We start from the raw sequence: 26,555 nt of genomic DNA, 5'->3' as shown, positions 1-26,555 counted from the left end.
CAACGGTCGGCGACCTAGCGGACCGCCCGCGCTCGCGAGGCCCTTCCCCGGCGGGCCGGGGCGGCGGCGGCCTTCTCCCGCTCCTCCTCGGCCCGCTTGAGGGCGAACTCCGCAAGCGCGTCGATGAGGGCGGCAACGTTGGCCGTCTCGGGCTGCACGTCCACCCGCAATCCGAACTCCTTGGCCGTCGCCGCGGTCTGCGGTCCGATGCAGGCGACCACGGTGCGGTTGTGCGGCTTGCCCGCAATGCCGACCAGGTTGCGGACGGTCGAGGACGAGGTGAAACACACCGCCTGGAAACCACCGGACTTGATGGCGTCGCGGATCTCGGCGGCCGGCGGGGCAGCGCGAACCGTCCGGTACGCCGTCACGTCGTCGATCTCCCAGCCTCGCTGACGCAGACCCTCGGCGAGGGTCTCGGTGGCGATGTCGGCGCGCGGCAGCAGCACCCGGTCGATCGGATCGAGGACATCGTCGTAGGGCGGGAAGTCGGCCAGCAGGCCTTCGGAGGACTGCTCCCCGGACGGCAGAAGCTCCGGACGGATCCCGAAGGCCCGCACCGCCTCGGCGGTCTGCTCACCGACACAGGCGATCTTGACCCCGGCGAACGCACGAGCGTCCAAGCCGAATTCCTCGAACTTCTCCCGGACCGCCCGCACCGCGTTGGTGGAGGTGAACACGATCCACTCGTAGCGGCCGGTCACCAGGCCCTTGATGGCCCGCTCCATCTGGGTCGGCGTCCGCGGCGGCTCGACGGCGATCGTCGGAACCTCCACCGGCACGGCGCCGTACTCGCGCAGCCGCTCACTCATCGCCCCGGCCTGCTCCTTGGTCCGCGGGACCAGGATCTTCCAGCCGAACAGTGCCCGTGACTCCCACCAGGCGAGCTTGTCGCGCGCGGCCGAGGCCTTGCCGACGGTCAGGACGACGGGACCGGTCATGCCGGCCACGGCCAGCTCGGCGTCACCGAGCGTGCCGCCCACAGTGACCTGCACCGTGGTGGTGCCGGCGGTCGTCACCGTCAGGGCGGTGTCGGGCTTGAGGCCGGAGGAGACCAGCTGCTCGGCGGTCCGGCCCACCTCGGCGGCGTCGAGGGTGAACAGCAACGTGCCCGGGGCGGCGGCGATGGACTCGAAGTCCACGGCCGAACCCGAACGCAGGTCGACCTCCGTGTGCACCGGTCCCAGCGCGACCCCGGCATAGGTCGCGGTCGCGATGGCCTCGGACAGGGCCGGGACGACCTCGTAGGGAACCACGGACTTGGCCACGACCAGGACGTCGCGCGCCACCGCTTCGGACTCCAAGGGGTCCCCGGTGACGACGCGCGCGACCACGGTCCCGTTGCGGGCCTCGGTCAGTGCGGCCTTGATCGACTCCCCCGGGTTCGGATCCGCGTCGCGGATCTCGCCGGCGATCAATGCCCGCACCGCGCTGGACACCGCCGCATCGACGTAGGCCACCTCGGCGCTGGTCAGCACCTCGGCAGCACGAACAGTGAGCAGTCCAGCATCGCCGGTGCCGGTGCCGACAAAACTGAGTCGGCCTACGGACTTGCGCGCTCGGGTCATTTCGAGCTCCCCATCATCGTGGTCGCGCCGAGATCGATGAGGTCGGCGGCAAGCCGTCGACCCAACTCCTCGGCAGTGTCGAGCGGGCCGGAGATCGACAATCGAACGGCGTCACTGCCGTCGATTGCGGTCACCGAACCACGCAGGTAGATATCCCAGCCGGAGCCGCTGGAGGCGAGATCGTCGCTGCCATCGGTCTCCACAACATCGGCCAGTGCCCCCACCGGGGCGGTACAGCCGGCCTCCAGGGCCGCGAGCAACGAACGTTCGGCGGTCACGGCCGAGCGGGTTGCGTGGTCATCCAGGCCGGCCAGGGTGGCCAGCAGGTCGGCGTCGTCGGCCCGGCACTCGATCGCGAGCGCGCCCTGGGCCGCGGCCGGCAGCATCTGCATCGGGTCGATCAGCTCGGTGACCAGGTGCGCGCGGGACAGCCGCTGCAGCCCGGCGACCGCCAGTACCACCGCGTCGAGGTCGGGCGCGACGCCCGTCGATCCGAGAACCCGGCCGAGCCGGGTGTCCACGTTGCCACGGATCGAAACGATGTCCAGTCCCAGATCCATGGCCCGCAGCTGAGCCGCGCGTCGCGGGGAACCGGTGCCGACCGTGGCGCCGACCGGAAGTTCGAGCAGGGTGAGCTCGTCGCGGGCGACGAGGGCGTCGCGCGGATCCTGGCGCAGCGGGACCGCCGCAAGCGCGATGCCGGCCACCGGCGCGGTCGGCAGGTCTTTGTAGGAATGGACGGCCACGTCGATGTCGCCGGCAAGCAGCGCGTCCCGCAGGGCGGACACGAACACGCCCGTCCCGCCGATCTGTTCCAGCGGCGCGCCGGAACGGTCGCCCTGGGTGGAGACCAGCACGGTGTCCACGGCCAGGCCGGGAGTGGCGGCCGCCAGCGCGTTCACCACCGTGTCGGTCTGGGTCCGGGCGAGCAGGCTCGCTCGGGTACCGACCCGGATGGTCCTAGTTGCCGTCATGGGGATCACCCCCGCTCGGCGACTTGCGTACCGCGGTCACCGCGCCGGGTCCGGCCGGGTCGAGGTCGAACAGTTCCCGCAGCGCCGCGGCGTAGGCGTTGCCTTCCGGCGTGGCGGCCAGCTCCTTGACCCGGACGGTCGGGGCGTGCAGAACCTTGTCGACCGCACGACGGACCGCCGAGGCCACCTCGTCGCGGATGTCGGCGTCCAAGCCGGGCAGCCGGTTGTCCAGGCGCAGCAGCTCGGCGTCGACGACCTGGGCCGCCCGGGACCGCAGCGCCGTCACGGTCGGAGCGACCGCCAGCGCCTGCTGGTTCTCCAGGTACGAGCGCAGTTCCGCGGCGACGATGTCGGTGGCCGCGGCGATCTCCGCGTCGCTGACCATGGCGCCGGAGGACCGCAGCACCTCCAGGTCGATGTACTGGACATCGGGCATCAATGAGGTCGAGGGGTCGACGTCGCGCGGCAGGGCAAGGTCGAGCACGACCAGCTGGCGGCCATGGCGCGGGCCGACGTCCGAGGTCTCGACGACCAGGCCGGTCGCACCGGTTGAGGAGATCAGCAGGTCGGCCTGCGCGATCTCCTCGGCGAGCCGGTCGATGCCGACGGCGCGGCCGCCGAGGATGCCGGCCAGCCGCTCACCCCGCTCAGCGCTGCGGTTGATCACCACGACGTCCAGCGGCTGACCGCCGACGAGTCGCTGCAGGGTTGCCCCGGTCAGCGCACCCATCGATCCGGCACCGAAGATGACGATTCGCTTGCCGGCCAGCACCGTCGCGGCGTCGGCGGAGTCCGGGGCGTGCCCCACCCCGCTGGCCGCTGCACCGGTCGACGTCGCTGTACCGGACAACAAGGAGACCGCGTGCTCGAGGGCGACCGAGACGACCGACGCGCCCGCCCGGTCGATACCGGTCTCGCTGTGCACGCGCTTGCCGACCCGCAGCGCGGTCTGGCTGGCTTCGTGAAGCACCCGGCCCACGGTGTGGGCCTCAGTGCCGACCGCGTAGGCCGACCGCAACTGGCCCAGGATCTGCGACTCGCCCACGACCATCGAGTCCAGGCCGGAGGCCACCTGGAGCAGGTGGTCGACGGCCGCCTCGGCGAAGTGGACGTAGAGGTGTTCACCGAGGTCGTTCACACCCATGCCGGCCAACCGCGCCAGCACCGTGGAGATGTCGACGACGGCCGGGTGGAAGCGCGCGACGTCGGCGTAGACCTCGATCCGGTTGCAGGTGGACAGCGCCATCACTTCCGAGACCGACTCGCTGCGATGGAGTTCGTCGAGCACCTTGGACATGGACTCGGCCGAGATCGAGGCGCGCTCGAGGACCGGGACGGGAGCTGAGTGGTGTGACAGCCCCACGACGAGCAGGCTCATGCGGTACTTCCGATCGCCGTATCGCTCATGGCCTTGCTGCCCAAGCCGGTTGCACCCATCGTGCTCGACGCGAGGCCGGTACCGCCACCGGGCCGCGTTCCGAGCGCCGCGGACAGCGGCCCGGCCTGGGCGTCCGAGCGTGCGGACTTGCGGTTGTCGTGGAAGCTCAGGATCTGCAGCTCCGCGGCGAGATCGACCTTGCGGACGTCGACGTGATCGGGAACCGCCAGGACGGTCGGAGCGAAGTTCAGGATCGACGTCACGCCGGCGGCGACCAGGCGATCGCACACCTCCTGCGCCACCGACGACGGGACGGCGATGACGGCAATCGCGATGTTCTCCGAACGAACTATCTGCTCGAGCAGATCGACGTGCTGGACGGCGATCTCGCGCAGCGTGGTGCCGACCAGCTCCGGGTCGGTGTCGATGAGGGCCGAGATCCGGAATCCGCGGGTGGCGAAGCCGGTGTAGCCGGCCAGTGCCTTGCCGAGGTGGCCGAGCCCGATCAGGGCCACGGCGCGGTTCTCGTTCAGTCCCAGGGTCGAGCGCATCTGCTCGGTCAGCAGGGCCACGTCGTAGCCCACGCCGCGGACCCCGTAGGAACCGAGGTAGGACAGGTCCTTGCGCAGCTTGGCCGAATTCACCCCGGCCGCGGTGGCCAGCGACTCCGAGGACACCGTGGCCGTGCCGTGCTCGGCCAGCCCGGTCAGGGCGCGCAGATACAGCGCGAGGCGAGCCACAGTGGCTTCCGGAATCGTCCGTTCAGCGTGAACTGTGTTCGTCACGGACTCAGCGGCAGCGTTCTCGGACGAGACGCTGACCGCGTCCAGCCGATCCCGGTGCGCGGTCATGAGCTCCTCTAAACCACCGAAATCTCAGCGCGCGGGGAGCCGTCTGTATGGCCCATCGCACAGCTTGAACAGCGGTGTGGTAATGGGGTGTGACAGCGAGAAACCGTACGCCCTTGTGAAGGCATTCACAAAATCGATCGGGCGTGTGCTATGTGGGTCCGCAAGCCATCGGATGGCGGGTCAGCTCTGCAGCGCGCGACGGAAACGCGCCTCCTCCAGACGCCAGTATCCGTGCTCCGTCCCGTCGATCAGGATGACCGGAACGCGGTCGGAAAAGCGGTTGGCCAGCTCTCGCTCGGAATCGACGTCGACCAGGTCGAGCTCGAAACCCAACTCGGTCGACAGCAGCCGGAGCTGGGCCTCGGCGTCGGCACACAGATGGCAGCCCTGCCGGGTGACGAGCGTTACCCGATGATCGGTCGCCGTCACCGGCCCGGCACCTCCGGCTTGCCGGCGCCACCGGACGCCGAGCGCAGCCGCCACTTCATGACCTTGCCCGTCGCGGTGTGCGGCAACGCATCCACCTCGATCACCCGTCGGGGCAGCTTGAACCGGGCCAGCGATCCCGCCGCCTGCTCGAGCAGCTCCTCCGGATCCAGCTGGGTCCCCGGTTCGATGACGACGTAGGCCACCACCTCCTCCGTGCCGTCGGCGCCGGCCAGCCCGAGCACGGCCACCTCGCGCACGCCGGGCGACCTCTGCAGCACCGCCTCGACCTCCGCGGGATAGACGTTGAAGCCGTTGACCAGGATGAGGTCGTTGCGCCGCCCCACCAGGTACAGATCACCGTCGTCGTCGGCCACCGCCAGATCACCGGTGGCGAACCACCCGTCGGCGTCCGGCCCGTCCCTGCCGTCGGGCCAGTACCCGCTGAACAGGTTCGCCCCGCGGACCTCCACGGTTCCGAGGTCGCCCGGCTCGACCGGTTCGCCATCGGCATCGGTCAGACGCACCTCGACCCCGGGCAGCGGGCGACCGATCGAGCCGGCCTTGGGCTCGAGCCAGCCCCTCGGGTCCTGCGCGGAGGGGACCAGGTTGACCGAGATCACGGGCGAGGCCTCGGTCAGCCCGTACCCCTCGAACAGACCGACCCCGACCTCGGCGTACCGGCTGACCAGTTCGGGTAGCAACGGCGCCGATCCGGACAGTGCGTAGCGCACGGAGGAGAAGGACTCGGTGAAACTCGGCTGGGCCGCCCAGACCGCGAACTCCAGCGGGGCCCCGATGACCACGCTCACCTGCTCGGCGGCGATCGTGTCCAGCATCCAGGCGGCGTCGAAGCGGGCGGCCAGCACGACGGTCGCGCCGTAGTACAGGGCCAGACCCAGGCCGGCGTTGAGCCCGAAGACGTGAAACAGCGGGAGCGGCAGGAACAGGCGGTCCTCGGCCGACACCGGCGCGGGCTCCAGGCGCCCGAACTGTCGGAGGTTGGCCAGCAGGGCGGCCACCGACAGCATCGCTCCCTTCGGCCGGCCCGAGGTTCCGGAGGTGTAGAGCAGGACGGCGAGCTCGTCGCCACTCAGATCACGGGAGACCGGAGGCGCGCCGCGGCCCGAGGCCAGCAGGCCAGCCAGGGTGCGGGTGCCCTCCGGGGCGTCGGGGGCGACCACGACAACGTCGGTGAGCGCGGGCAGTTCACCCGTCAGTTCGGACGCGCTCTCGATCGCCGCGACGGAATCGGTGATCAACATGCGAGCGCCGGAGTCCGCCAGGATGTGCCGCAGCTCCGCCACGGTGTAGGCGGGGTTGACCGGGACAAGCACCAGGCCGGCCCGCAGCGCTCCCAGGTAGACGGTGACGAAGTCGGCCGACGTGGGAGCCTGCAACGCGATCCGGTCTCCCCGCGCGTAGCCGAATCCGGCCAGCGCGGCGGCAGCCTCGTCGACCGCTCGGGCGAGTTGGGCCCAGGTCAGGCGCTGCGGCCCGTCGATGACGGCGGTCGCGCCCGGGCGCTGCGCGGCGGCCCGGTGGACTAGCGCGGACAGCGTGGACGGCTCCGTCGGGGGGACGGACGTAGCTGCGGACACGGAACCTCCTGCTGGCAACCCCTGCTGGCAACGCTGGCGGGGTTGATCGTCAACCCTTCCGCAGGAGGCGAAGGCTTGACAAGCTACTGGCGAGTAATGCCAGCATGCTAGCGACGGATCGCCGGACGAGCACCGCGTTGGGGCACATGGTCAGCACGCCGCCCGCCGGGTACCGTCCGAAACGAGACAGACACCCGACATGCCACTGTTCGGAAGAAGGGTCATGACGCTCCCCGGCCGACGTCCGAGGCCGGTGACAGCGGACGCGTACTTCACGCTGCCCGCTGACCACCTCGAGACCCGGTTCCCCCATGCCGACTGGCAGGGGCTACGGCAGGCGATCGCGGCCCGGTTCGCACGCCTGGTCCCATCGCCGGCCGGACTGGGTCCGGGCACTGCGTCCTTCGCGATGGAGGCGATCGAGCCCAGCCTGCACCTGCCGGTCGCCGGGCATCGTCCGTCCCCTGTCCCTGCGTCCAACGACTCGGCCGGTGATCGGTCACCGGATCGTTTCGAAGATTCGGCCGGCGAACCGATCGAGGCTGAGCACGCCGAGGTGTGGGAGCTGGTCCGGGCCGCGCAGGGCGGCGACGGTGAGGCCTTCGGACGCCTCTACGACCGCTACGTCGACTCGGTGTTCAAGTTCGTCTACTACCGGGTCAACGACCGGCAGCTGGCCGAGGATTTCACCTCCGAGACCTTTCTCCGGGCGCTGCGGCGCATCTCGACCATCAACTATCAGGGCCGCGATATCGGCGCCTGGTTCATGACCATCGCGCGCAACATCGTCTTCGACCACTCCAAGTCCGCTCGGTTCCGCCTGGAGATGACCACGGGCGAGGTGATCGAGGGTGACGACCGAGCTGACAGCCCGGAGGCCGCAGTCTTGGCCCATCTCACCAATGAACGCCTGCTCATGGCGGTGAACAGTCTCAACGACGAGCAGAAGGAGTGCATCGTTCTCCGGTTCCTCAACGGGCTGTCGGTGGCCGAGACCGCCGAGATCATGGACAAGAACGACGGGGCCATCAAGGCCCTGCAGCACCGGGCGGTCAAGCGGCTGTCGGCCCTGGTCGCCGAGGAGTTGCGGTGATGATGCGATGACGCGAACGACGCGAAAGAAAGCGCTCTCACGCCGTAACCGGGTTCGCCACCACTCGTTGGTCAGGGTGCAGGACTGCCGCCACGGGGGCGGATCTCAGCTCTGCCGAGAAGTGGGCGTTCGAAGCATCATGAGCAGTTCGTTGTTCGCCACGCGGCACCGACCGCCGGCGATGTCGCATCTGCCCATTTCGGCACGGCGAGACAGCCGCCGTTTCACCCAGCCAGGTCGGTTGTCATGACCGGCCGCTTCACCGGTGGCGGGTCCGGTCCTCGTTTCTCCGGCTACGAGAGCGAAATCATCGCGCGCGTGCGCACCCTCCCGGTGGCCCCGCAACCGGACCCCACCTTCAAAGCCGAGTTGCGGGCCCAGCTGGTCGCCATCACCGCGCGCGTGGTCACCGAGTCCGACACCGAGCAGGCCGGCGTGAGCCCTGACGCCCGGACGCGCGCTGCAACCCGTACTGCGGCCCGCACTGCCGTCGCCGCCTCCCGTCGCGGCGGCACGACCGGCGGTCCCGGCCGCCTGCGGCTGGCCCGGGCCCTGCACGGAATCCACCGGCCGATCCTCACGGTGGCGGCGGCCGCGGCCGTCCTGGTCCTGATGCTGGGAGCCGCGGTCTGGATGTCCGGTTCCGCGCTGCCCGGTGACTCGCTGTACGGGGTGAAACGGGCCAGCGAGGACGTGACGTTGGCAACCGCCGGCGGCCAGGTGGACAAGGGTTACACCTACCTGCGCCTGGCGACCACCCGTGCCCAGGAAGTCTCGAAGCTGCTGGGCAAATCCTCGTCCCTGGACGGTCTCACGGCGGCATCGCCGGACCACGCGCCCACGGCGCCCCGAGTCCTGGCCGCAGGCACCGGGATCAGTTCCCGAACCGCGGGCTTGATGATCGACACGCTCGGGTCGGCCGACCAGGACAGTCGCAGCGGCATGCAGCTGCTCGGCAAGGCCACCGTCGCCCAGCTGTCGGCATCACCCCTGACCAAACTCGGCCCCTGGCTGATCGCCCAGCGAGCACTGCTGTCCGACATCTCCGGTCGGCTGCCCAGCGCCACCGGGTCCAGCGGCTCGGCCAACTCGGCCAACTCCGCCGCGGGCGTCCGGGCCCGCCTGGCCGAGTCGACCAGCCTCTTGCAGCGCATCCAGCAACGCGCGGCCGATCTGAAGGCCAACCTCGGCTGCCCGTGCCTGTCGCAGGCCAACGCCGACGATCTCGGCCCCTTGCCCTGTTCGCCGTGCAAATCCTTGACCGGCTCGGGCGCACCGTCCAGCGCGCCCAGCGGCTCCAGCCTGCCGGGAGTACCGGGAGCGACCTCGCCCGGTGCCGGCGGCACCGGCTCGCCCGGCGTCGGCGCGACGGGCGGGGCTGTGGGCTCAGGGGGCTCGGGGGGCTCGGGGGGCTCCGGCGGCGGTGGCGGTACCGGATCGGGTGCATCCGGTGGCTCCGGCGGCTCGAGTTCGGGCGGCGGATCCGGTGGCGGCGGCGGTCTGCCGAGCACGGTGCCCAGCGTCGTTCCGAGTTCGGGGCTGCCCAGCGCGCCGATCTCCGTTGGTTCAAGCGGCGTCCAGCTCAGCCTTCCCGGCGTGGGTATCAGCGCCGGTACCGGCGGGGTAGGCGTGAGCGCCCCGTTGCTGCCGACGGCCTCGCTGCCCGGCATCGGTCTCCACTGAACGTGATGGACCAACCCAGCCACTAGGCTTCACCCGGCGACCGAATCGAGCCGTGACCGCTGACGATCCCGCACGTGGGGTCCGCTGCCGATCAGGAGGAGGAGCCGGGTGCCGAGACTATCCACCGGAGCATCGGTGGTCGAGGTCGAACAGGTCCTTGTCGTGCCTGCCAACCCGCGGGCCGCAGCGTTCTTCGACGTCGACAACACGATCGTCATCGGCGCCTCCATCTTTCATTTCGCCAAGGGCCTGGCCGCTCGCAAGTACTTCTCGACTCGCGACCTGTCCAAGTTCGTCTGGCAACAGATGAAGTTCCGCGCGGGCGGTGAGGGCCCGGAGCGGATTGCCAAGGCCCGGCAGACCGCGCTCGCGTTCGTGGCCGGCAAGTCGGTGGCCGAAATCGTCGACGTCGGCGAAGAGATCTACGACGAGGTGATCGCCGAGCGGATCTACTCCGGCACCCGGGCGCTGGCCCAGCTGCACCTCGACGCCGGCGAGCGGGTGTGGCTGGTCACCGCCACCCCCGAGGAACTGGCCCTCATCATCGCCCGGCGGCTCAACTTCACCGGAGCGGTCGGTACCCGAGCCGAGCACATCGACGGCGTCTACACCGGTCGTCTCATCGGTGACCTGCTGCACGGTGAGGCCAAGGCCGCGGCCGTGCGTGAACTCGCCGCGCGGGAAGGCCTGGACCTGTCCGCCTGTTCGGCCTACTCCGACTCGATCAACGACATCCCGATGCTCTCGATGGTCGGACGTCCGGTGGCGGTCAACCCGGATTCGGCTTTGCGCGACGAGGCAAAGCGGCGCGGCTGGGAGATCCGGGACTTCCGGACCGGACGCAAGGCCGCCCGCATCGGAATCCCAACCGCCCTGGTTTTGGGGGCCGCCGGTGGCGCCGTCGCGGCCGGCATCTCGATCGGCCGGGCACAGGAACGCGCCCGGCACGCCTGATCCACCCGGACCGCGGTCAGCGCCAGATGGAACGGCGCTGCATCAACTGCTTGTAGAGCGTGGTCTGGATCTGCTCGCGAACCCGGTCGGTCAACTCGAAGACCAGCATCGGGTCCTCGGCGGACTCGGGCCCGTAGGAGGCCGTCTCGATCGGCTCGCCGAACTCGATGTGCCACTTCGACGGCAACGGAATCATGCCCAGCGGGCCCAGCCACGGAAACGTCGGGGTGATCGGGAAGTACGGCAGCCCCAGGACGCGCGCCAGGGTCTTGGCGTTGCCCAGCATCGGGTGGATCTCCTCCGAGCCCACGATCGCGGTCGGGATGATCGGCGCCCCGGTGCGCAACGCTGCCGAGACGAAGCCACCACGACCGAACCGCTGCAGTTTGTACCGCTCGGAAAAGGGCTTTCCGATGCCCTTGAATCCTTCGGGCCAGACACCCACCAGCTCGCCGGTCGCCAGCAGCCGCTCGGCGTCGGGGTTGCACGCCAGGGTTGCGCCGGTCTTGCGAGCTAGCGGCCCGAGCACCGGGGTGGTGAAGACCAGGTCCGCGCCGAGCATGCGCAGGAACCGGTGGTTGGGGGTCTCCTCATGCACCGCGGTTGCCGTCATCACGCCGTCAAGGGCCCAGAGCGCGCCGGCGTGGTTGGCCACGATCAACGCGCCGTCCGCGTCGGGAAGGTGGTGGACACCGGTCACCTCGGTCCGGAAGTAGTCGCGGTAGAGCAGCCGCGCCGCCGGGAGCACGGTTGACTCGGTCAGGTCCGGATCGAAGCCGAATTCGTCCACCTCGTAGTCGCCGGTCAGGCGTCGCCGCAAGAACGCCAGTCCCGCCGCGGCGGCACGCTCCCAGTCACTGGCGGGACGGTCGGGGGCCGGCTGGTCCGCGAGGCTTTCCACCGGCGGCGGCGTCGCGCGGTCCGGGGACGACATCGCCTTGTCAGCGGACGATTGCTGGCCGGTGGACGACGGCCGGCCGGCGGACGACATCGGCTTGGACTTCGCCTTCGCCTTGTTCCGGCGGTTGTCCTCGCCGTGCAGCGGGATCACCTGAGCCTCAGCCATGTCGCACCACCCGGGCCGTGGACAGCGGTTCGGGATGCAGCCTGAGCAACCGCGAAATCATCGACTCGCCCGCGGCGACGAGCCGGGGTGAGACCACGGGCTCCACGGGCCGGCCGGTGAGGAAGGAGTCGAAGGCCTCCGACGTCGTGTAGGCCGGGATGTAGCCGAAGCCCTTCTTGAGCCGGGCGTTGCAGACCACCCGACCGAAGTTGAGGAACTGCATCTGTTCGGGCGAGAAGTCGACCAGGCCACTGCGGCGGACGGTGCGCCCGACGAAGGAGACTGCGGGCGAGGGCACGGGCAACGAGATCCGGCCGGCCCGCCGGATCGCCTGGCTCAGCAGCAGCGCACCGTCACCGCTGACGTTGAAGGTCCCTGGTCGCGCCGAGGTCGCGGCCAGTCGCAGCACCTCGATCGCGTCGCTCTCGTGCAGCAACTGCAGGCGCGGGTCGAATCCGAGCGCGGTGGGCAGCAACGGAAGCTGGAAGTATCGGGTGAGCGGGGTGTCGATGAACGGTCCGATGAAGTTGGCGAAACGCAGCAGGGTGACCCCGATGTCGGGACGGCGGCGGATGAAGCCGCGCACGTAACCCTCGACCTCGACGGCGTCTTTGGCGTAGCCGCTGCCGGGCAGGGATTTGGCCGACATGTCCTCGGTGAAGATGGCCGGATCGCGCGATGAGGTTCCGTACACGGCGGTGGTCGACTTGACCACGAGCCGCTCCACGGTGTCGGACTTCTGGCAGGCGGCCAGCAGCTGCATCGTCCCGATGACGTTCATCTCCTTCATCGGGGTACGGCCACCGGCGCCGTGCGGGGTCGCCGTCACCGAGGCGTGCACGACCGTGTCGACGCCCGCTTGGCTGATGACCCTGGAGATGAGCGGGTTGCGGATGTCGGCTCGAACGAACTCGGTTCGGCCGAGAAGATCGAGGTCGGCGCGGGGCGGGGCGACGGTGTCGACCCCGATCACCCGGTCGATCGCGGGGTCGGCGGCCAGCCGCCCGGCCAACCGGCCGCCCAGGTACCGGCTGACTCCGGTGACGAGCACTACCGATGCCATGGCACCTCCTCGGTCGTTCAGATCTCCGACGTGCAGCGGGTTCGGGCGGCCGAAGTTACTTCATAGTAGGCCCGTTGGCGTCGGTGAGAGCTCGGCCGTGTGCAGAGCTTCACCGGGCCCACAGCAGAACACGGGCAGTTTGCAGCTGGGTTTCCTGCCGATGGCGACCCGATGGCGACAACGCAAACCGGCCCTCCGCGATGTCGCGGAGGGCCGGGCGGCACATCGACCGACGACTGTTGCACGGGGCAACAGTGCAGGTGCTACTTCTTGTTGCGTCGCTGGACGCGAGTCTTCTTCAGCAGCTTGCGATGCTTCTTCTTGGCCATCCGCTTGCGCCGCTTCTTGATGACAGAACCCATTACCTGACCTCACTTGCACGAAGAGAAATTGCGCTGCCTGCACTGACGCCTGCACTGACGCGTGCCGGGCACGCCTCACTAGCAGGGCAGCCTACCGTGTCGGCGCGGGCGCGCCGACACAGGATGGAAACCGAACGGCCACGCTCGCGCGCAAATAGGCGCCGACCAGCTCGGGCGCAGCGCACGGTGGTGGCGGCCGGACTCAGCCGGCCTCGAAGAAGGCGCCCTTGAGGTAGTCCTGCACCGCCTTTTCGGGGACCCGGAACGAGCGACCGACCCGCACCGCGGGCAGCTCGCCGGCGTGCACCATCCGGTACACGGTCATTTTCGAGACGCGCATGACCGCCGCCACCTCGGCAACGGTCAGGAAACGCACCTCGTGCAGTCCCTCAGAGGACTTACTCATCTAGTCACACACCTTCGGCACGTGACAGTGAGCCGGCTTCCCCTCCGGCAATCTGACACGCACGTGCTCGGCTGAGAGTAGCGGTACAGGTGAGGCTGACGCGACGGGTGTTTCTCACAGAATGGTCACGGTTTGCCGACACGCCGGGGTGGTTGCGCCCACACGCCGGCGTGTTCTCGCTGGAACCGCACCCTACGCCCGTCCCGATCGTCGCGCGAGGGGCGACCTGGCCACTCAGCCGGACGGATTCGACGCCCTGCCCAGCTCGACCGACCGGTCCCGGGCCGCCTCGATCGCGGCGATCAACGCCGCCCGGACACCGTGGATCTCCAGCTCGCGGATCGCCGAGATCGTCGTCCCTCCCGGACTCGTGACCGCCTCGCGCAGCTGCACCGGGTGCTCGCCGGTGTCACGCAGCATCACCGCCGCGCCGACGGCTGTCTGGACGATCAGCTCGGCGGCAAGCGTCCGTGGCAGTCCGAGCAGGATGCCGGCGTCGATCATGGCCTCGACCAGGAAGAAGAAGTAGGCCGGCCCGCTGCCGGACAGTGCGGTCACGGCGTCGAGCTGGGACTCGGGGACCCTAACGACGCGACCGACCGCTTCCAGCAACTCCTGAGCGCGTTGCAGGTGCGATTCGTCGGCATGTGCACCCGCGCTGATCGCCGTCATGGCCTGGTCGACGAGGGCGGGCGTGTTGGGCATGCACCGCACCACGGCCGGGCCACCGGGCAATCCACGTTCCAGCTGGTTGGTGGTGATCCCCGCGGCCACCGACACGACGAGGTGATCGGCGGTGGCCAGCGGGGCCAGCTCCGCCAGGACGGTGTCGATGTCCTGCGGCTTCACGGCGATCACGATCGTTCCGGCTCCGGCGGCTCTGGCCACGTCGCCGATCTCGACGCCGTACCGCTCGCTGAGGTAGCTCCGCCGATCGGGGTAGTGCTCGACCACCACGACGTCCTCGGGCCGGTAGCGCGGCTGACCGCCGGCCGGTGTCCGCAACAACCCGGACAGCAGTGCCTCGCCGATCTTGCCGCCGCCCACGATGGCCAGCTTGTCCTTCTCGATGGTCGAATCGATCGTCATACCGAAATCCTCCCATCCCCCTCGGCGTTGACGTTGCCCTCGTTGCGGGCATCCCGGCGTTGACGTTGCCCTCGTTGCGGGCATCCCGGCGTTGACGTTGCCCTCGTTGCCGGCAACAAGGGCAACGTCAACGTCAGAGAACCGGACGAAGGTGCGCCCGGCAGAACGCCAGCGCCTCGGCGAGATCCTCCTCGCGATGCTCCCGCCCGATCGCACGGCGGGTGTTCACCTCGACGATCACGTTGCCGTCGTAGTCCCGATGCGCCAGCGTCTGCAGTACCTCGGCACACGGCTGAGTACCGCGGCCGGGGACGAGGTGCTCATCCTTGTTCAGCCCGGTGCCGTCCCCGACGTGCAGATGAGTCATCCCTTCGCCCATCGCCGCCAGCATCAGCTGAGCATCCGAACGCGACACCGAGGCATGGGACAGATCCAGGGTGAAATGTCGATAAGCCAGCAACTCCCCCGGATCCGGCGGCAACCCGTCCTCGTCCGTCCGCGAGCCGGCGTCGCTGACCCAGTACTCGTCCCCGACGTCATCGGGACCCAGCTCGTCGAGGTCATCCTCCGCCTCCAGTGGCCGTCCCCGCGGGCCGAAGCCGAGCTCGGCGTCGACGGGGACGTTGGCCACGTCCCAGGTGGGCAGGTACGGCGAGACCTCGCGCCCCCGCACCCGCAGCGGGAACATGTTCTCGACCGCGAACCGGATGTCGGTCTCGCCGGCCATCCTTTCCAGGCCCCGGGCAAAGCCGCGGACGTAGTCCCGCTGCCATCGGAAGGGCGGATGGATGACCACGGTGCCGGCACCGAGCAGTTCCGCCGCGGCCCGGGATCGCTCCAGCTTGATCCACGGATCCGGACTCCACACGCGCTGGGTGATCACCAGGCACGGCGAGTGGATCGCCAGCACCGGCACACCGTGATAGTCCGACAGGCGCCGGATCGCTTCCGGATCCTGACTCACCGGATCCGTCCACACCATGATCTCGAGACCGTCGTAGCCGAGCTTGGCCGCGATCTCGAAGGCCGCCGCGGCCGATTCCGGATAGACCGACGCCGTCGACAGGCCCACCTTCGGTCGGTTCCTGGCCGGCTGCTCGGACATGCTGTTCACGGTAGTCAGCCGATCGCATCCAGCCGCTGCAGGATGATTCCTTCGCGCAAGGCCCACGGGCACAGCTCGAACTCGGTCACGCCGAGCGCGAGCATGGCCTGCTCGGCGACCACCGCACCGGCCAGCGTCTGGTGCGCGCGGGCAGCGGATACCCCATCGAGCTCGGCCAGATCTGCCGAGGCCATTCGGCTGATGAACCCGATCGTCTGGCGCAGCCCGTTGATCTGCAGCCGGCGCCGGACCCGGGGGCCCTCCTTCGACGGGGCAGCGCCCGCGAGACGAGCCAGCGTGCGGAAGGTCTTGGACGAAGCGACCACCCGGTCCGGGCGGGCGTCGGCGAGCAGCCGCTTCGACGGCGCTTTCAACGCATCAGCCACGTGTTCGCGCAATTTCTCCACCGACTGCTTGCCCGGCGGATCGCCGTCGAAGTAGTCCCGCGTGAGCCGTCCGGCACCGAGCGGGACCGACAGCGCAACCTCGGGCACTTCGTGGTCGCCGACCCCGAGCTCCAACGATCCCCCGCCGATGTCCAGGCACAGCAGTCGGCCCGCGCTCCAGCCGAACCATCGCCGGACGGCGAGAAAAGTCAGCCGGGCCTCGTCCTCGCCGGACAGCACCTCCAGCGCCACGCCGGCTTCCTCCTTGACCCGGGCCAGCACCTGCGCGGAGTTGCCCGCGTCACGCACGGCCGAGGTTGCGAACGCGATCAACTCGTCGCAGTCGAGTTCGCGAGCCTGCCTGCGTGCACCGAGCGCGGCACCGACCAGCGCGTCGGACCCCTCGATGGCCAGGTCACCGCGCTTGTCGATGTGCTCGGCCAGCCGCAGGACACTCTTGCGGGACAGCTGCGGCGTCGGCTGGCCACCGCGGTGGGCATCGACGACGAGCAGGTGGACCGTGTTGGAACCGACGTCGAGGACTCCCAGTCGCATAGGCCAAACCTACCGTCACGGCGCGGGCTCCCGGCTGCGGACTACAGTCGCGGGCGTGCCGAAACAGTTACCCGTGCTGCGACCCGAACCTCGTGATGCCGAGGTGTCACTGGACTTTCCGCGGGAATGGATCGAGTTCGCCGACCCGACCGACGCCAGCCATCACATCCGCGCCGACCTGACCTGGCTCTGCTCACGCTGGACCTGCATCTTCGGCCGCGGGTGTCACGGGGTCATCGAAGGACGGGCCTCGGACGGCTGCTGCAGTCACGGGGCGTTCTTCTCCGACGACGACGATCTCAAACGGGTCAAGCGCTACGCCAAGATGCTGACGCCCGAGACGTGGGAGTTTCACAAGCTCGGCAAGCGCAAGGGCATCACGGAGAAGGACTCGGTGGGCGAGGATGAGGATCGGGTGCGCACCCGGCGCGTGGACGGAGCCTGCCTGTTCCTCAACCGACCCGGATTCCCTGGCGGGGAAGGGTGTTCGCTGCACGCCCTGGCGCTGCGGGAGGGCCTGCATCCGCTGGACACCAAGCCGGAAGTCTGCTGGCAGCTGCCCGTCCGCCGCGAACAGGAATGGGTTACCCGACCGGACGAGACGAAGATCCTTGTCTCGACGGTGACCGAGTTCGATCGCCGCGGCTGGGGCGAGGGCGGCCACGAGCTCTACTGGTACTGCACGTCCGCGCCGGATGCGCACGTCGGCGGCGAGCCCTTGTATCTGAGCTACGGTCCGGAGATCGCCGCGCTGATCGGCCGGGCCGCCTACGACGAACTGGCTCGCATCTGCGCGCAGCGCATCGGTCAGGGGTTGATCGCCGAGCACCCGGCGACGGTGCAAGCGCGTCGTGACGGGCTGACTCTGCAGCCCTCGAGCGTGCGCTACGGGCCCGCCGATGAGACCGACGCCGAGACCGACGCCGAGACCGACGGCAAGTCCGAACCCGCCCACCCCGTCCGTTGAGGTTGCCCTCGTTGCGCGACACAAACCGTTGAGGTTGCCCTCGTTGCGCGACACCCACCGTTGAGGTTGCCCTCGTTGCGAACAACGAGGGCAACCTCAACGACATCATCCGAACAACGAGGGCAACCTCAACGTCATCCTGCGAACAACGAGGGCAACCTCAACGGGCGTAGGCGTCAGGCTTCGAACTTGTAGCCCAGGCCGCGGACGGTGAGCAGGTACTTCGGGTTGGCCGGATCCGGTTCGATCTTCGACCGCAACCGCTTGATGTGCACGTCCAGCGTCTTGGTGTCACCGACGTAGTCCGCGCCCCACACCCGGTCGATCAACTGGCCCCGGGTGAGCACGCGGCCGGAATTGCGCAGCAGCAGCTCCAGCAGGTCGAACTCCTTCAGCGGCAACGACACCGACTGGCCGTCCACGACGACGGTGTGCCGCTCGACGTCCATCCGGACCGGGCCGGCCTCCAACGTTGCGGTGACCAGTTCCTCGCTCTCACCGCCACGACGCATGACCGCGCGAATCCGGGCCAGCAGCTCCCGGTGCGAGAACGGCTTCGTGACGTAGTCGTCAGCGCCGAGCTCCAGGCCGACCACCTTGTCGACCTCCGAGTCGCGAGCGGTCAGGATGATGATCGGCACATTGGACTTCTGCCGCAACGAGCGGCACACCTCCGTCCCCGACAGGCCGGGCAGCATCAGGTCGAGCAGAACGATGTCGGCCCCGGTTCGGTCGAAGGAGCCGAGGGCATCAGGGCCGGTGGCCGCGACGTTCACGTCGAAACCCTCACGGCGGAGCATGTAGGACAGCGGGTCGGAGATGGACTCCTCGTCCTCGACGACAAGAACCCGGGTCACGGGCACGTTCCTTCCTTGTTGTCAGCCCGGTTCGGCCTTTCCGCACCGGACGATTGTTCGAGACAGGTCATGAGCCCACCCTGGGATGGGCGGCGGGCGATCCGGCCAGCGGCAGCCGGATGGTGAAGGTGGATCCGGAGCCCGAGACGCTCCAGACGGCCACCGATCCGCCGTGGTTGGACGCGATGTGCTTGACGATCGCCAGGCCGAGCCCGGTACCTCCGGTAGCGCGGGACCGGGCCGGGTCGACGCGGAAGAAGCGCTCGAAGACCCGATCCAGGTCGACCTCGGCGATGCCGATGCCCTGGTCGGTCACCGCGATCTCGGCCCACTCGGTGCCGTCGGCGTCCCGCATCGCCCGGGCCGACACCCCGACCTTGGTCCGCTCAGGACTGTAGGCGACCGCGTTGTCCACGAGGTTGGCCACCGCGGTCACCAGCTGCGTCTCGTTACCGTGCACCTTCAAGGAGCCCTCGGCGCGTTCGACCACCGTGATGCCGGCACTCTCGGCGGCCAGCCTGGCTCGATCGACCGCTTCGGAGATCACCGAGGCCACGTCGACGATCTCCTGGCCCGGCAGCGGCTCGGCGCCCTGCAGCCGGGACAGCTCGATCAGTTCCTGCACGAGCCGGCCGAGCCGGGCGCCTTCGTGCTGCATGCGCCGGGCGAATCGCTGGACCGCTTCCGGATCGTCGGCCGCGTCCTGCACCGCCTCGGCCAGCAGGGTCAGCGCGCCGACCGGGGTCTTGAGTTCGTGGGAGACGTTGGCGACGAAATCGCGCCGGACCCGCTCCAGCCGCCGGGTCTCGGTGATGTCGGTGAATCGCAGCAGCACCGTCGAGACCCGTCCGTGCGCCAGATCATCGGCCAGAGGCAGGACGGTGACCAGGTAGCTGGCCACGTCACCACCCTTGACGGCGGGTAGCTCGAGGGCGACCGCATCGGGAACACAGGTGTCGGTGACCTCCCGGACCAGTTCACTCAGGACGGTCACGGTCAGCCGGTCGTGGTCGACCACGCCCATCCGCAAGGCCGCCGCGTTGGCGAAGATCGCGACCTCGTCCCGGTCGACCACCACGATCCCGACGTCGATCGCCCCGAGCACCTTGCGGGCGAGCTCACGCTCGGCCATCGGCGCGCGGACCGGTTCGGGCAGCGGAAGATCAGTGACCCCGGCGTCGTCGGCCGGACGCCCGGCCGGCGACGGAGGCCACCGGAGCAGGACGACAGCGCTCACTGCGGCACCCGCCAGGAACGCGGCCACCACCACGACGACGGTCACGGGCCGATCGTACGGCCCCGAAACCGGGGCTCTTCACGCCGAACGGCTCGGTAAAGCTCTGGCCACCCGCTGTTCACCGAACGTCCGCCACTGGTTCATGCACGCGGTCCACGGCGCTTACCCGGCCCTCTACGCTGGTCCCATGCGCGATCTGTATCACGATGAGCTCGACGACATCGGACACTCGTTGGTGGCGATGACGCACCTGGCCGGCACGGCCATGGAGCGTGCCACCAATGCCCTGCTCGACGCCGACCTCAACGGCGCGGAGCGGGTGGTCTCCGACGACACGGCCATCGACGCGTTGCGGGCCGATCTGGAGCATCGCACCTTCCAATTGCTGTCGCTGCAGCAGCCGGTGGCGACCGACCTCCGGGTCCTGATCACCACCCTGCATCTCGTGGCCGACCTGGAGCGCATGGGCGATCTGGCCCTGCACGTGGCCAAGGTCGCGCGGATGCGCTATCCGGACGTCGCGGTGCCACCCGAGCTGCGCGACGTCATCTCCCAGATGGGGGAGGTCGCGCTGTCCCTGGTGGACAAGGTCGCCGAGGTCATCAAGGGCCGCGATGTCGAGCTGGCCAAAGCCATCGAGGCGGAGGACGACTCGATGGACGCGCTGCATCGCAAGCTGTTCACGTTGCTGCTGTCCGACAACTGGGCCTACGGCACCGAAGCGGCCATCGACATGGCGCTGCTCGGCCGCTACTACGAGCGCTACGCCGACCACGCCGTCGGAGTGGCACGCCGGATCGTCTTCATCGCCACCGGTGAGATGCAGTCCGGATCGGCCTCCCGACCGGTTTCCTGAGCTACTTCTTGCCCTGGTTGGCCACGGCTTCGATGGCCGCGGCAGCCGCGTCGGGGTCGAGGTACTCGCCCGGGCGAACCGGCATCATGGTCGCCGGGTCCAGGTCGTAACGCAGCGGGATCCCGGTCGGCACGTTGAGGTTCACGACCGCATCGTCGGACATCTCGTCCAAGTGCTTGATCAGCGCCCGCAGCGAGTTGCCGTGCGCCGCCACCAGGACCGTGCCGTTACGCAGGTCCGGCACGATGGCGTCGTAGAAGTACGGCATCATGCGGATGACCACGTCGGACAGGCACTCGGTCCGCGGCACGGTCTGCAGCAGATCGGCGTAGCGCGGATCACCGACCTGGCTGTAGCTGTCGTCGTCGGCCAGCGCGGGCGGAGGCACGTCGTAGGACCTGCGCCAGAGCATGAACTGCTCGTCACCGAATTCCGCCCGCACCGCCGCCTTGTCCTTGCCCTGCAGCGCGCCGTAGTGCCGCTCGTTGAGCCGCCAGGACCGCCGCACCGGGATCCAGTGCCGGTCGGCCGCGTCGAGGGAGATCTGAGCGGTGCGGATCGCCCGTCGCAGCAGCGAGGTGTGCACCACGTCCGGAAGGAGCCCGGCCTCGGTCAGCAAACGGCCGCCGCGGCGTCCCTCCGCCTCCCCTTCCGCGGTGAGGTCCACGTCGACCCACCCGGTGAACAGGTTCTTGGAGTTCCAGTCGCTCTCGCCGTGACGGAGCAGGATCAGGGTCGCAGTCTCACTCATGGCCGTAATCCTGCCAGCCCGCCTAGCGCAACTCGATCCAGGTCTGAGCCGCGATCCCGAGCAGGCCGCCGTCCGCGCCGTAACACGAGGACCGACTGAACGCCTTCCGCCCATCCCACCGTTCGCAGACCGCGGTGATCACACAGGGCTCGCCCACGACAGGAACTCCGTAGACCTGCGCGGTCATCCGGCCCAGGACGGCGCGACGGCCCACCAGATCGATCGCCCAGCCACCGGGGCAATCCAGCGCCGCCCACACGAGCACCGGCCCGGACAAGCCGAGGCCGGCCGGAACGGTCAGCGGGGCCGCCACCACCGACCGGTCCGCGGGATCGACCGTGCCGGGACGCAGCCCCAGTCCGTCCGGGCGGTCCGTGCCGCAGACGAAGCAGGTGGGAAAGGGGTGCTCGTGCAGCCCGTCGTATCGTTGCGCTGCCTGCGCCGCGATAACGCCGCTTACCGGCGGCACCGGCGCCGGCCGGTCGGTGGACACCACGGCCTCGGCGACGATCGCGCCACCGTCATCGGCATGACTGCCGTCGCGGTCGACGATGCGCAGACCCTGATCACCGCGCTCGACCCGCAGTGGACGGGCCAACGGCGGCGGTAGCCGAAGGGTCACGGTCACGGCGTGGTCGGACCCGAGCAGCTCCGCCGCCATCCCGGCGGTCACGCCGCCGTTGCCGGACCCGGCCGGTCCGTTGTACCGGGGGTCGATGGTCAGCGTGTCGGCCGGGCTCATCCGTCCTGCTCTCCGTCGGGTTCGTGGCGGCGGATGTAGCCCTCGAACGCGGCCAGGTTCGCCGTCGACTCGCCGCGACTCGTCCGCCAAGCCCACTCCCGCCGGATGGAGGAGCCGAAACCCAGTTCCAGCAACGTGTTGAACGACGAGTCCGCATACTCGAGCACCGACCCCAGCACCTGATCGATCGCCCCGGCCGTGACGGCCGCCAACGGCCAGCGACCGCTGAGATAGATGTCGCCGACGTCGTCGATGGACCAGGCCACCCCGAACATCTTGGCGTTGTGCGCCAGCAACCAGCCATGCACCGCGGCCACGTTCTCGTCCGGCTTGCGAACCACGAAGGCCTCGATGGACAGGCCACGGGTGCCCACGATCAGCCAGCAGGCCGTCTTCAACCTGCGCTGACCGGGCAGGTTCACCGCAAACGCGCCGGGGTCGGCCTCGGTGTAGTCCAGCCCGGCGTCGGAGAGGCTGGCCCGGATGGTTTCCGCCGCCGCCCGTCCAGCCTCGTTCAGCTCGCCCATCAGTGCATCAGCCCCGTCAGCCCCGTCAGCCCATAGATCCGGTGGCGTCCAGCCGGGCGAACTCCGCCAGGGCATCACGGTAGGCGCCCAGCAGGCGGTCGGCGGTCCGGCGCCAGGAGAAGTCCTGCGCGTGCAGGTAGGCCGCATGGCCCAGTTCGTCGCGGTGGTGCGGCTGAGCCAGCAGCGCCGCCAGCGCATCGGCCCAGTCCTGGGTGCGGTGAGTGTCCACCAGCACGCCGGTTCGCCCGTCCAGCACGGCGGTCGGCAAACCGCCGACAGCCGCGGCCACGACCGGGGTTCCGCAGGCCTGGGACTCCATCGCCACCAGGCCGAAGGACTCGTTGTAGCTGGGGACCACGGTGAGATCGGCGGCTCGGTACAACTCGGCCAGCTCGGCCCGGGGCGCCGGGGGCAGGAACCGCACCCGCTCGGCGACGCCCAGCTCAGCGGCCAGCAGTTGCAGGGAATCCGGCGCCGCCAGCCCGGTCCCGGACGGCGCGCCGACAATGACCACCCGCAGCCGGTCACCGAGCTCGGGATGGTCCTGCACGATCCGGGCCGCGGCGCGAATGAGCACGTCCGGGGCCTTCAGCGGCTGCAGCCGACCGACGAAGAGCAGGACCAGATCCTGGCGATGCAACCCCAGCCGGGCGCGGGCCCGTTCCCGGGCCGTCCGGACCTGCTCGCCCCGCTCGGGCACCGAAACCTCGGCCGATGAGGAAAAGCCTTGCGGTACCGGACGAAACGTCTCCAGATCCACCCCTGGTGGGATCACGGTGACCTTCGCGGGATCGGCGCCGTACCAGTCGATGAGCTGGTGGGCCTCGTCCGTCGTGTTCGCAATGAGCCGATCGGCCTCGGCCACCACCTGTTCCTCGCCGATGACCCGGGCGTAGGGCTCCGGGGTGTCGCCCTCGGCCAGCTGGGCGTTCTTCGCCTTGGCCAGCGTGTGGGCCGTGTGCACCAGCGGGACCGCCCAGCGGTCGCGGGCCAGCCAACCGACCTGCCCGGACAGCCAGTAGTGGGAGTGGATGAGGTCGTACCAGCCAGGTTCTTGTTGGGCCTCCGCGCGCTGGACCGCCGCCGCGAAGGCACACAGTTGCGCGGGCAGATCCTGCTTGGACAGTCCCTCGAACGGACCGGCGATGACGTTGCGGACGCAGACGCCGTCGGCGACCTCGACGATACGAGGCTGGTCCGAGGAGGTCGCGCGGGTGAAGATCTCGACCTCGACGCCGGACTCGGCCAGCCGTTTCGCGGTCTCGAGGATGTACACGTTCATCCCACCGGCGTCGCCCGCACCGGGCTGGTCCAGCGGAGACGTATGCACGCTCAGGGTGGCCACCCGGTGCGGAAGGCCGAGATGGCGAGCCACTCGAGCCTCGCGCATACGTCCTCCTGAGAACCGGTGGGGCGGCCGCTGGTCGCGACGGGCACCTCTTCGATCATGCCGCATCCTCGTCGGGAACAATCGCGGACGTGACTTCCTCAGCGTCCTCTCCCCTTCGTGGCCTCGCCGTCGTGACCGGCGCCTCCAGCGGTATCGGGGCCGCGACGGCCCGGCGGCTCGCGGCCGAGGGTTTCACGGTCTGGGCTGCCGCCCGTCGCATCGACAGGCTCAGATCACTGGCGGCCGAATCCGCCGGGTCCATCACGGCGGTCGAGCTGGACGTCACGTCGCCCGAGTCGGTCGCCCGGCTGAGCGAGGCAGTGTCGGCGGCAACCAGCGGTGGCGAGCATGGCCTGGAGTTGACGTTGCTGGTGAACAACGCGGGCGGCGCGGTCGGGCTCGATCCGGTCGCCGACGCCGACCCCGCGGACTGGCTCACGATGTACCAGACCAACGTGCTCGGAGCCATGCGAGTCACCCAGGCCCTGCTGCCCGCGCTGGCGGCGGGATCGGGCGGTCACATCGTGCTGACCGGCTCGATTGCCGGCCACGGGGTCTATCCCGGAGGCGGTGGGTACTCCGCGGCCAAGTACGGCGCCCGCGCGATGATGGAAACGCTCCGGCTGGAGCTGAACGGACGCCGGATCCGGGTGTCGGAGATCGACCCGGGCATGGTCGCCACCGAGGAGTTCTCCCTCGTGCGCTTCGGCGGTGACGCCGAGCGCGCCGCGGCGGTCTACGACGGGGTCGACAACCCGCTCACCGCCGAGGACGTGGCCGACGTCATCGCCTTCGTCGCCACCCGCCCGGCCCACGTCAACATCGACGCGGTAACGGTGAAGCCGGTCGCTCAGGCCGCGTCCTACAAGCTCGCCCGCGGCCCCCTCACCTGACCGGGCCGTGGCGGAGCCAGGGGTGCCCAAGCAACCGCGGCTGGCGGCCGGACGGGCCCGCGCGCTCGGGATCCCCACCCGCGGGACGACGAACCCGAACCGGCTGCGGCGGATGGACCAGTGGATCGCCGCCCGGTTGGCGGCCCGGCTCGGCGCCGCGGACAACCCGCTCGTCATCGATCTCGGCTACGGCGACTCGCCGGTCACCGCCGTCGAACTGTTCACCCGGCTTCGCGCCGTGCGAGCCGACGTCCACGTACTCGGGCTGGAGATCGATCCCGACCGGGTCCGCGCCGCCGAGCCCGCGGCGGGACCGGGGCTGTCCTTCGCGCGCGGTGGCTTCGAGCTGGCCGGCAACCGTCCCGTCCTGGTCCGGGCGGCCAACGTCCTGAGGCAGTACCCGGAGTCGGCGGTACCGGCGGCGTGGGCGAGCATGCAGTCGGGCCTGGCCGCCGGCGGGGCAGCCGTCGAGGGCACCTGCGACGAGCTCGGCCGACGTGGGACCTGGGTGCTGCTGGAGGCGTCCGGGCCCCAGAGCCTGACGATCAGCTGCCGGTTGAACTTCCTGCACCGGCCCTCCGACGTGGCCGACCGGCTGGTGAAAGCCCTGATCCACCGCAACGTGGCCGGAGAGCCGATCCACGCGTTGCTGCAGGCGATGGACAGTGCCTGGGATCTGCATGCCGGGCTGGCCCCCTTCGGCCCGCGGCAGCGCTGGCAAGCCATGGCCGCGACCGTGGCCGAGAGCTGGCCCGTGCTCGACGGGCCGGCCCGCCATCGGCTCGGCGAGCTCACCGTGGCCTGGGCGGCGGTGCGCCCGTCGGCCTAGGCGCGCCCTCCCGGTCGGTCAGGGCAGGTGATACTGCTGGCGCAGGACGGCGTCGTGGATCCGGTCCGGCAGCACGGCGTCGAGCAGCACCAGGGACTTGGCCATGGCGCTGATCAGGTAACGGGCCCGGGGGCGGCGCGCGGCCACCGCTCGCTCGATGACCTCGGCGACCTGGTCCGGGCTGATCGACAGCTTGGCCAACGATCCTGTGAAGGCACTGGCGAAGGAGACCTCGACGCCCTGCTTGTACCGCGCGTACGGGTCGTTCTCGGTTCCGGTGGACTGCTGATGCCCGAGTGCCTGCTCGGACCACGGGGTCCGCACCACCCCGGGTTCGATCAGCACCACCTGCACGCCGAAGGGGCGCACTTCCAGCCGCAGCGCATTGCTCACCGCCTCGACCGCGTACTTGGAAGCGTGGTAGATCCCGCCCCCGGGCAACGTCGTCCGGCCGCCCATCGACGAGACGTTGACGATGCGCCCGTGCCTGCGCTGGCGCATGCCCGGCAGGACGAGTTGGGTGAGCCGGACGAGGCCGAAGACGTTCGTCTCGAACTGCTGGCGCACCTGCTCGATCGGAATCTGCTCGATGGGGCCGTACTGGCCGTATCCGGCGTTGTTGACCAGGACGTCGATCCGTCCCTGTTCGGCCAGGACCCGGTCGACGGCGCCGGTCATCGACTCCTCGGAGGTGACGTCCAGCGCCAGCGGGCGGCATCCGCCGACAGTCAGGGCGGCGAGCGTGTCCGGCTGTCGCGCACTGGCGTAGACGATGTGGCCGGCCGCCGCCAGCCGGGCTGCGGTGGCGGCCCCGATCCCCGAGGAACAGCCGGTGACCAGCACGACTTCGGTGCGATGCTTGCGAGATCGGTCCGTGACCGGCTGATCCGGCGGTGACGAGGACGGCGGTTGGGGCACGAACTCACCCTAACGACGGGCGCCACCG

At 69.7% G+C, this 26,555-nt stretch carries 27 protein-coding genes; 7 read left to right on the top strand and 20 right to left on the bottom strand.

Annotated elements, in window-relative coordinates; genetic code table 11:
* Positions 1-14 precede the first annotated feature (14 nt).
* From M6D93_RS02470 to M6D93_RS02445, 6 genes are all read right to left on the bottom strand, one after another.
* Positions 15-1,568 (bottom strand): uroporphyrinogen-III synthase, encoded by a 1,554-nt coding sequence (locus tag M6D93_RS02470; protein WP_249772693.1) that lies wholly within the window; start codon positions 1,566-1,568, stop codon positions 15-17.
* A complete protein-coding gene (hemC, locus tag M6D93_RS02465) occupies positions 1,565-2,542 on the bottom strand; it encodes a hydroxymethylbilane synthase (RefSeq protein ID WP_249772691.1) in 978 nt (325 codons plus the stop codon). Before hemC ends, M6D93_RS02470 begins: the two co-directional genes overlap by 4 nt.
* A complete protein-coding gene (locus tag M6D93_RS02460; RefSeq protein ID WP_249772689.1) occupies positions 2,529-3,920 on the bottom strand; it encodes a glutamyl-tRNA reductase in 1,392 nt (463 codons plus the stop codon). Before M6D93_RS02460 ends, hemC begins: the two co-directional genes overlap by 14 nt.
* Complete coding sequence (locus M6D93_RS02455) at positions 3,917-4,771, bottom strand: redox-sensing transcriptional repressor Rex (protein WP_249772687.1); 855 nt, start codon at positions 4,769-4,771, stop codon at positions 3,917-3,919. The genes M6D93_RS02460 and M6D93_RS02455 overlap by 4 nt, the downstream gene beginning before the upstream one ends.
* Before the next feature lie 180 nt (positions 4,772-4,951).
* Positions 4,952-5,200, bottom strand: a complete 249-nt coding sequence (locus tag M6D93_RS02450) for a glutaredoxin family protein (protein ID WP_249772685.1) — start codon at positions 5,198-5,200, stop codon at positions 4,952-4,954.
* Complete coding sequence (locus tag M6D93_RS02445) at positions 5,197-6,798, bottom strand: class I adenylate-forming enzyme family protein (RefSeq protein WP_249772683.1); 1,602 nt, start codon at positions 6,796-6,798, stop codon at positions 5,197-5,199. The genes M6D93_RS02450 and M6D93_RS02445 overlap by 4 nt, the downstream gene beginning before the upstream one ends.
* Positions 6,799-7,021: 223 nt before the next feature.
* Between M6D93_RS02445 and M6D93_RS02440 the strand changes: the two genes are divergently transcribed.
* The 3 genes from M6D93_RS02440 (at position 7,022) to M6D93_RS02430 (ending at position 10,528) form a co-directional block, all read left to right on the top strand.
* Positions 7,022-7,891, top strand: a complete 870-nt coding sequence (locus M6D93_RS02440) for a sigma-70 family RNA polymerase sigma factor (RefSeq protein ID WP_249772681.1) — start codon at positions 7,022-7,024, stop codon at positions 7,889-7,891.
* Between the two features lie 246 nt (positions 7,892-8,137).
* A complete protein-coding gene (locus M6D93_RS02435) occupies positions 8,138-9,574 on the top strand; it encodes a DUF5667 domain-containing protein (RefSeq protein ID WP_249772679.1) in 1,437 nt (478 codons plus the stop codon).
* A gap of 108 nt (positions 9,575-9,682) precedes the next feature.
* Positions 9,683-10,528 (top strand): HAD family hydrolase, encoded by an 846-nt coding sequence (locus tag M6D93_RS02430; RefSeq protein WP_249772677.1) that lies wholly within the window; start codon positions 9,683-9,685, stop codon positions 10,526-10,528.
* 16 nt (positions 10,529-10,544) lie between these two features.
* Here M6D93_RS02430 and M6D93_RS02425 read toward each other — a convergent pair whose 3' ends face one another.
* From M6D93_RS02425 to M6D93_RS02395, 7 genes are all read right to left on the bottom strand, one after another.
* A complete protein-coding gene (locus tag M6D93_RS02425; protein ID WP_249772675.1) occupies positions 10,545-11,594 on the bottom strand; it encodes a lysophospholipid acyltransferase family protein in 1,050 nt (349 codons plus the stop codon).
* Entirely contained in the window at positions 11,587-12,657 is a 1,071-nt protein-coding gene (locus M6D93_RS02420) for an NAD-dependent epimerase/dehydratase family protein (RefSeq protein WP_249772673.1), read from the bottom strand. Before M6D93_RS02420 ends, M6D93_RS02425 begins: the two co-directional genes overlap by 8 nt.
* Before the next feature lie 263 nt (positions 12,658-12,920).
* Complete coding sequence (locus M6D93_RS02415; protein WP_012854759.1) at positions 12,921-13,019, bottom strand: 30S ribosomal protein bS22; 99 nt, start codon at positions 13,017-13,019, stop codon at positions 12,921-12,923.
* Between the two features lie 202 nt (positions 13,020-13,221).
* Positions 13,222-13,425, bottom strand: coding sequence for a helix-turn-helix domain-containing protein (locus M6D93_RS02410; RefSeq protein ID WP_249772671.1), 204 nt, complete (start codon positions 13,423-13,425; stop codon positions 13,222-13,224).
* A 234-nt stretch (positions 13,426-13,659) separates the two neighbouring features.
* Positions 13,660-14,514 carry a pyrroline-5-carboxylate reductase gene (proC, locus tag M6D93_RS02405; RefSeq protein ID WP_249772669.1) on the bottom strand — a complete coding sequence of 285 codons (855 nt, stop codon included), beginning with the start codon at positions 14,512-14,514 and terminating at the stop codon, positions 13,660-13,662.
* Between the two features lie 133 nt (positions 14,515-14,647).
* On the bottom strand, positions 14,648-15,619 hold the full coding sequence (locus M6D93_RS02400; protein WP_249772667.1) for a sugar phosphate isomerase/epimerase family protein: 972 nt from the start codon (positions 15,617-15,619) through the stop codon (positions 14,648-14,650).
* Positions 15,620-15,633: 14 nt separating this feature from the next.
* On the bottom strand, positions 15,634-16,560 hold the full coding sequence (locus tag M6D93_RS02395; protein WP_283818630.1) for a Ppx/GppA family phosphatase: 927 nt from the start codon (positions 16,558-16,560) through the stop codon (positions 15,634-15,636).
* Positions 16,561-16,615: 55 nt separating this feature from the next.
* Here M6D93_RS02395 and M6D93_RS02390 point away from each other — a divergent pair, with 55 nt between their 5' ends.
* Complete coding sequence (locus M6D93_RS02390) at positions 16,616-17,527, top strand: DUF3109 family protein (RefSeq protein WP_249772665.1); 912 nt, start codon at positions 16,616-16,618, stop codon at positions 17,525-17,527.
* A gap of 176 nt (positions 17,528-17,703) precedes the next feature.
* Here M6D93_RS02390 and M6D93_RS02385 read toward each other — a convergent pair whose 3' ends face one another.
* Positions 17,704-18,384 (bottom strand): response regulator transcription factor, encoded by a 681-nt coding sequence (locus tag M6D93_RS02385; protein ID WP_249772663.1) that lies wholly within the window; start codon positions 18,382-18,384, stop codon positions 17,704-17,706.
* A 67-nt stretch (positions 18,385-18,451) separates the two neighbouring features.
* Positions 18,452-19,666, bottom strand: coding sequence for a sensor histidine kinase (locus tag M6D93_RS19310; RefSeq protein ID WP_283818629.1), 1,215 nt, complete (start codon positions 19,664-19,666; stop codon positions 18,452-18,454).
* A gap of 142 nt (positions 19,667-19,808) precedes the next feature.
* Between M6D93_RS19310 and phoU the strand changes: the two genes are divergently transcribed.
* Positions 19,809-20,477, top strand: coding sequence for a phosphate signaling complex protein PhoU (gene phoU / locus M6D93_RS02370; RefSeq protein ID WP_249772661.1), 669 nt, complete (start codon positions 19,809-19,811; stop codon positions 20,475-20,477).
* Position 20,478: 1 nt separating this feature from the next.
* On the opposite strand, the gene M6D93_RS02365 is transcribed toward phoU, so the two are convergent.
* From M6D93_RS02365 to mshA, 4 genes are read right to left on the bottom strand one after another with little or no spacing between them, the layout of a single operon-like run.
* Positions 20,479-21,228: a phosphoglyceromutase gene (locus M6D93_RS02365; protein ID WP_283818628.1), complete on the bottom strand. Its 750-nt coding sequence runs from the start codon at positions 21,226-21,228 to the stop codon at positions 20,479-20,481.
* 22 nt (positions 21,229-21,250) lie between these two features.
* Complete coding sequence (locus M6D93_RS02360) at positions 21,251-21,970, bottom strand: hypothetical protein (protein ID WP_249772659.1); 720 nt, start codon at positions 21,968-21,970, stop codon at positions 21,251-21,253.
* Positions 21,967-22,497 carry a type III secretion system chaperone family protein gene (locus tag M6D93_RS02355; protein ID WP_249772657.1) on the bottom strand — a complete coding sequence of 177 codons (531 nt, stop codon included), beginning with the start codon at positions 22,495-22,497 and terminating at the stop codon, positions 21,967-21,969. Before M6D93_RS02355 ends, M6D93_RS02360 begins: the two co-directional genes overlap by 4 nt.
* A 25-nt stretch (positions 22,498-22,522) precedes the next feature.
* Positions 22,523-23,887: a D-inositol-3-phosphate glycosyltransferase gene (mshA, locus tag M6D93_RS02350; RefSeq protein ID WP_249772655.1), complete on the bottom strand. Its 1,365-nt coding sequence runs from the start codon at positions 23,885-23,887 to the stop codon at positions 22,523-22,525.
* Positions 23,888-23,976: 89 nt separating this feature from the next.
* Here mshA and M6D93_RS02345 point away from each other — a divergent pair, with 89 nt between their 5' ends.
* Positions 23,977-24,780 carry an SDR family NAD(P)-dependent oxidoreductase gene (locus M6D93_RS02345; RefSeq protein ID WP_249772653.1) on the top strand — a complete coding sequence of 268 codons (804 nt, stop codon included), beginning with the start codon at positions 23,977-23,979 and terminating at the stop codon, positions 24,778-24,780.
* Positions 24,781-24,802: 22 nt separating this feature from the next.
* Positions 24,803-25,609 carry a hypothetical protein gene (locus tag M6D93_RS02340; protein ID WP_249772651.1) on the top strand — a complete coding sequence of 269 codons (807 nt, stop codon included), beginning with the start codon at positions 24,803-24,805 and terminating at the stop codon, positions 25,607-25,609.
* A gap of 18 nt (positions 25,610-25,627) precedes the next feature.
* On the opposite strand, the gene M6D93_RS02335 is transcribed toward M6D93_RS02340, so the two are convergent.
* Positions 25,628-26,527: an oxidoreductase gene (locus tag M6D93_RS02335; RefSeq protein WP_249772650.1), complete on the bottom strand. Its 900-nt coding sequence runs from the start codon at positions 26,525-26,527 to the stop codon at positions 25,628-25,630.
* Positions 26,528-26,555: the final 28 nt, after the last annotated feature.

This window comes from Jatrophihabitans telluris (genome assembly GCF_023516435.1).
GTDB classification, from domain to species: domain Bacteria; phylum Actinomycetota; class Actinomycetes; order Mycobacteriales; family Jatrophihabitantaceae; genus Jatrophihabitans_A; species Jatrophihabitans_A telluris.
The sequence above is the reverse complement of the archived record's forward strand: the minus strand, read 5'-3'. Positions and strand labels throughout refer to the sequence as shown.